A 5,565-nucleotide genomic window follows, 5' to 3' on the forward strand; every position below is an offset into this window, starting at 1 on the left:
TCCTTCTGTTCGGCCTCATTCTCGCGGACGTGCTGACCGATCGGGCGCTGTCCCGCCTGCCGGTCGACAAGGCCCTGCATATCGAAGTCACGGGCTATCAGTGGTGGTGGCAGGCCCGCTATCTTTCCGACGATGGCGCACCCGCTTTCACGCTCGCCAATGAACTTCATGTCCCAGTGGGCCGTCCGGTGGTCGTCGCGCTGAAGGCCGCCGACGTCATCCACACATTCTGGGTGCCGAATCTGCACGGCAAGAAAGACATGATTCCCGGCCGCGACGCGACCATCGAATTTCGCGCGGATAGACCGGGCGTCTATCGCGGACAGTGCGCCGAATTCTGCGGCTACGAACATGCGCTGATGGCGTTCCTGGTCACCGCCGATCCTCCCGCGCAATACGAAGCCTGGGCCGCGAGGCAGCGCCTGCCTGCCGTAACTACCCTCGATACGGTCGCCGCGCGCGGCCGGGAGGTGTTTCTGACGCAGGACTGCGCGCGCTGTCATAGCGTGCGGGGCACGCCGGCGCAGGGAAGCATCGGGCCCGATCTGACGCACGTCGCGAGCCGGCAATTCCTTGCCGCCGGCACGCTCGCCAACAATCGCGGCAATCTCGCCGGCTGGATCGTCGACCCGCGAACGCTCAAGCCGGGCACGGCCATGCCGCCCACCCGCCTGCCGCCCGAAGACCTGCAGGCGCTGCTCACGTGGATGGAGACGCTCAAATGAGCGATACGCCGCTGACCGACGGCCCGCACGCCGCGCCCGAAGCGCGCAGTGCGCTCGCGCAGACCTGGCGCGACCCGGTCGGATTCGTCGGCATGTTGAGCGCGATCAATCACAAGACGATCGCGCGCCGCTTCGTCGTGACGACTTTCGTGTTCTTTCTTCTCGCTGGCGTGCTCGCGCTCGCGATGCGCACCCAGCTGGCGCGCCCGGACCAGCGTCTGATCGGTCCGAATCTCTACAACGAACTCTTCACGATGCACGGCACGACGATGATGTTTCTGTTCGCCGTGCCCGTGATGCAGGCCGTCGCCGCCTATCTCGTGCCGCTGATGATCGGCGCACGCAGCATTGCCTTCCCGCGCATGAACGCCTATGCGTACTGGGTCTTTCTGTTCGGCGGCCTGCTGCTGTTCGGCGCGCTGGTCGTGAACACCGCGCCCAACGCCGGCTGGTTCAGCTATGTGCCGCTCGCCGGCCCCGACTACTCGCCGAACAAGGGCGCGGACATCTGGGCGCAGATGATCACCTTCACCGAGCTCTCCGGGCTTCTCGAAGCGGTCGTGCTGATCACAACCATCTTCAAGCTGCGCGCGCCCGGCATGTCGCTCAACCGGATGCCGCTGTTCGTCTGGGCCACGCTCGTGACGCAGTTCATGGTCATCTTCGCGATGCCGGCCGTCATGTTGTGCAGCACGGCACTGATCCTCGACCGCCTCGTCGGCACGCATTTCTATAACCCGGCGAAAGGCGGCGACGTGCTCCTGTGGCAGCACCTCTTCTGGTTCTTCGGACATCCCGAGGTGTACCTGATCTTCATTCCGCCGCTGGGTTTCATATCGTCCATCATCCCGACCTTCGCGCGCCGTCCCGTGTTCGGCTATCCGGCAATGGTGCTGTCGCTCATCGCTACCGCGTTCCTGGCATTCGGACTGTGGGTGCACCACATGTTCGCGACCAATATTCCCGAGCTCGGCAAGAGCTTCTTCACGGCCGCGAGCCTGATGATCGCCATCCCTTCGGCGATTCAGATCTTCTGCTGGATCGGCACATTGTGGACCGGCAAACTCAATCTGCGCGTGCCCCTGCTCTTCGTGCTCGCGTTTTTCTTCATTCTCGTGATGGGCGGCATGACCGGGATCATGGTGGCCTCCGTGCCGCTCGACCTGCAAGTTCACGATACGTATTTCGTCGTGGCGCACCTGCACTACGTGCTGTTCGGCGGCGGCGTGTTTCCGCTCTTCGGCGCGTTCTTCTACTGGTTCCCGAAGTTCGCGGGCCGCATGCTGGACGAGCGTCTCGGCGAATGGCAGTTCTGGCTTTTCTTCATCGGCTTCAACGTGGCCTTCTTTCCGATGCATCTGCTCGGTCTGCACGGCATGCCAAGGCGGGTGTGGACCTATCCGCACGGGCTCGGATGGGACGGCATGAATCTCGCCGCGACGATCGGCGCCTACATGATCGCGTTTTCCGTGCTGCTGTTCATCGTCAATGTCGTAAAAAGCATGCGCCGCGACGAACCCGCTCCGGCCGACCCGTGGGGCGCGGGCACGCTCGAATGGAGCGTGCCGTCCCCACCGCCGCCGCACAATTTCGATGCGATACCGGTCGTGCACGGCCGCGATCCCCTGTGGGAACCGTCGGCGCAGCCCGCTTTCGTCGCAGGGCTCGCCGTCGATGCGCGCGAGGTGCTGGTCACGAGCGTGCTCGATGCGCAGCCCGATCATCGTCCGCTGTTTCCAAAGTCCTCCATCTGGCCGTTCGTGAGCGCCGTGGCGACGACCGTGCTGTTCATCGGCTCGATCTATACGCCATGGGCGATCGTCTGGGCCTCGCTTCCGGTGGCGGTCACGATGATCGGCTGGTTCTGGCCGAATCGCGCCGAGAACCGCGCCGCCGTCGCGCGGAAGCGTCAGCCATGAATGCCGATAGCCACAAGGCCACAGCCCGCCCCGACGCGACCGACAAGAGTCAGTTGGTGCTCGACGTCCGCGCGCTGCCCACCTTCGCGTTCAGTCATCGCAGCCTGATGTGGTGGAGCACCGCCGGCCTGATGCTGATAGAAGGAACGGTATTCGCCATTGCAGTGATGATGTACTTCTACCTGCGCACGCGCGCGCCCGCCTGGCCGATGGCTGCGGACGCGCCCGAACTTCTCTGGGGCACGGTCAACACCGTCGTTCTCCTCCTGAGTCTCTGGCCCAATCAACTCGCGAAGAACGCGGCGGAACGCGGCGAGCGCAGGAACGCGGCGATCTGGCTCGCGCTCTGTCTGGCTGCGTCGGTCGCCTTCCTCGTGCTGCGCGGATTCGAATTCGCTACGCTGAACGTGAGCTGGTACACCAACGCTTATGGATCGGTCGTCTGGCTGCTGCTCGGTCTGCATACCACGCACCTGATCACCGATACCGTCGATACGGCCGTGTTGACCGCGCTCCTGTTCACCGGTCCGTTCGAGAGCAAGCGTTTCGTCGATGTCAGTGAGAACGCGCTCTATTGGTACTTCGTCGTGTTGAGCTGGCTGCCGATCTACTGCGTGATCTACTGGGCGGCGCGGCTATGAAAGTCTGGTTTGCGCTGCTCGGCGCTCCCTCCATCGTGCTCGGCTGCCTCAGCCTGAACTACGTGCTCGTGACGCCGGCGTGCCGGCTCGGAGGCCAGGCGTTGCTGCACGGTGTGAGCGGCGCGAGCGCGCTCGCGTGCGTGGCGGCCACGCTGCTTGCCTGGCAGCGCTGGCGCACGGCGCGGCGTGACCTCGCCCTGCCGACGCCCGATTCCGCCGACCGCCCCGCGCGTCCCGCTTTCGTCGCCGTGGTCGCGGCAGGCGTGGGCGCGCTGTCGGTCTTGTCCGTCATCGCCATATCGATACCGCAATGGCTCCTGTCCGCGTGTTGATACCCGGGCTGATTCCCGGCCTTCTCGCGTGTGCCGATGCTCACGCGCACGTCGCTGCCGAGACGGGCGGAGCGGCCGTGGCGTCGCCTCTCGCATGGACCTTCGAGCCGTGGATCGTCATCGTGCTGACGGCAAGCATAGTGCTCTACCTCTGCGGCTACATGAGGCTGCGCAAGCGCAGCACGCACGGTCGCCGGGAACGCACGAGACGGCTCTGCGCGTTCATTGCGGGCTGGCTTACGCTCGTCGTCGCATTGGTATCGCCGCTGCATGCGCTGAGTGAATGGCTGTTCTCCGCGCACATGCTGCAGCACGAACTCTTCATGCTCGTCGCGGCGCCGCTGCTTGTCATCGGCCGGCCGCTTGCCGTGTGGCTCTGGGCATGTCCGGCCGGCGCGCGGCTGCGCATCGGCGCGGCCACGCGCTCTCGCTGGATCGCACTGCCGTGGCGCTGGATGACGCTGCCGGTCGTCGCGTGGCTGCTGCATGCCGCCGCGCTCTGGGTGTGGCACGCACCGCGCTTTTTCGAAGCCGCGCTGGCGCGTCCTGGCATTCATACGCTGCAACATGCGAGCTTCCTCGCCAGCGCGTTGCTGTTCTGGTGGACTGTGTTCGGCCGCGTATCGGACGCGCGCGGTGCGTCGAACGCCCACGCGATGCTGTCGCTCTTCACGACCATGGTTCATACCGGCGCACTCGGCGCATTGCTCACGCTCGCACCGGACGTCTGGTATCCGTCGTGCATCGAGACCACGCGCGCGCTCGGATTCGACCCGCTGCAGGATCAGCAACTCGGCGGTCTCGTCATGTGGGTGCCGGGCGGGCTTGCGTATCTGATCGGCGGATTGCTGGTCGGCGCGCGCTGGCTGATGAGACGCCCGCCTTCGCGCGTTGACGACGGCATCGTCCGTGAAGGATGACAGCATGCGCAAGATCATCCTCGCGCTGTTACTGGTCGTTGCGCTCGCGGCTTGCAAGGGTCGGCCGCCATCGTCGGACGCGATCACGGGCGGCAGTCCGCAACGCGGCCTCGAAGCGATCCAGCGCTACGGCTGCGGCGCGTGTCACCGGATCGACGGCGTGCCGGGCGCGTACGGCAAGGTTGGCCCGACGCTGCAAGAACTCGGCGAGCGCGCCTATATCGCGGGCAAGTTGCCCAATACGCCGGAAAATGTGCAAGCCTGGATCCGCTTTCCCCAACGTATCGTGCCGGGCAACGCGATGCCCGACCTCGGGGTGAGCGAACTTGACGCCCGCGACATCGCTGCCTACCTGTATCAGCCATGACGACACCGGTCTTCCGCCTGTTTCTTGCTCTGCTTCTGTGGCCGCTCGCGGTCATGGCGGGAGATGCGGCGCCGTCGAAGGCATTGATTGCGCGCGGTGCGTACCTTGCGAAAGCCGCGGATTGCGCGGGCTGCCACACGGCGGCCTCGAACGGCGCGCCGTATGCCGGCGGACTCGAACTGACCTCTCCGTTCGGCACCATCGTCAGCAGCAACATCACGCCGGACCTGGAAACAGGCATCGGCCAGTACAGCTACGAGGACTTCGCGAGAGCGCTGCGCGAGGGGCTGCGTCGCGACGGCAAGGGTCTGTATCCCGCCATGCCTTATCCCGCCTTCGTCAAGATCACGGACGACGACATGCGCGCGCTCTACGCTTACATGATGCAGGGCGTGCCTGCCGTCAAGTACAAGCCGCCCGAGACGCGGGTGCCGTTTCCGTTCAATCAGCGCTGGGCGTTGCGTCTCTGGCGTGCGGCGCTCGCGCCGAAGGAACGCTTCACGCCTCGACCCGACCGCGATGCCGACTGGAATCGCGGAGCGTACCTCGTGCAGTCGCTAGGACATTGCGGTTCGTGTCACACGCCGCGCGGCCTCGGATATCAGGAGCGCGGCTATGACGAATCATCGCAAGCGTTCCTTTCGGGCGGCCTCAACGACAA

7 protein-coding genes are annotated in these 5,565 nt (G+C 65.3%); all 7 read left to right on the forward strand.

What is annotated here, in order from left to right; translation table 11 throughout:
- Positions 1-725 (forward strand): c-type cytochrome (locus QCE88_RS41760; protein WP_309911900.1); only part of this gene is annotated, 725 nt, incomplete at its 5' end.
- Complete coding sequence (gene ctaD / locus QCE88_RS41765; protein WP_309911902.1) at positions 722-2,644, forward strand: cytochrome c oxidase subunit I; 1,923 nt, start codon at positions 722-724, stop codon at positions 2,642-2,644. The genes QCE88_RS41760 and ctaD, both read left to right, overlap by 4 nt.
- A complete protein-coding gene (locus QCE88_RS41770) occupies positions 2,641-3,285 on the forward strand; it encodes a cytochrome c oxidase subunit 3 (protein ID WP_309911903.1) in 645 nt (214 codons plus the stop codon). Before ctaD ends, QCE88_RS41770 begins: the two co-directional genes overlap by 4 nt.
- Positions 3,282-3,617 (forward strand): hypothetical protein, encoded by a 336-nt coding sequence (locus QCE88_RS41775; protein WP_309911905.1) that lies wholly within the window; start codon positions 3,282-3,284, stop codon positions 3,615-3,617. The genes QCE88_RS41770 and QCE88_RS41775 overlap by 4 nt, the downstream gene beginning before the upstream one ends.
- Entirely contained in the window at positions 3,596-4,537 is a 942-nt protein-coding gene (locus QCE88_RS41780) for a cytochrome c oxidase assembly protein (protein WP_309911906.1), read from the forward strand. The genes QCE88_RS41775 and QCE88_RS41780 overlap by 22 nt, the downstream gene beginning before the upstream one ends.
- A 4-nt stretch (positions 4,538-4,541) precedes the next feature.
- Entirely contained in the window at positions 4,542-4,904 is a 363-nt protein-coding gene (locus QCE88_RS41785) for a c-type cytochrome (protein WP_309911908.1), read from the forward strand.
- The coding region (locus QCE88_RS41790) for a c-type cytochrome (RefSeq protein ID WP_409018342.1) at positions 4,901-5,565 on the forward strand (665 nt) is incomplete at its 3' end. The genes QCE88_RS41785 and QCE88_RS41790, both read left to right, overlap by 4 nt.

The organism is Caballeronia sp. LZ035 (assembly GCF_031451175.1).
In the GTDB taxonomy this organism is placed as follows: Bacteria; Pseudomonadota; Gammaproteobacteria; order Burkholderiales; family Burkholderiaceae; genus Caballeronia.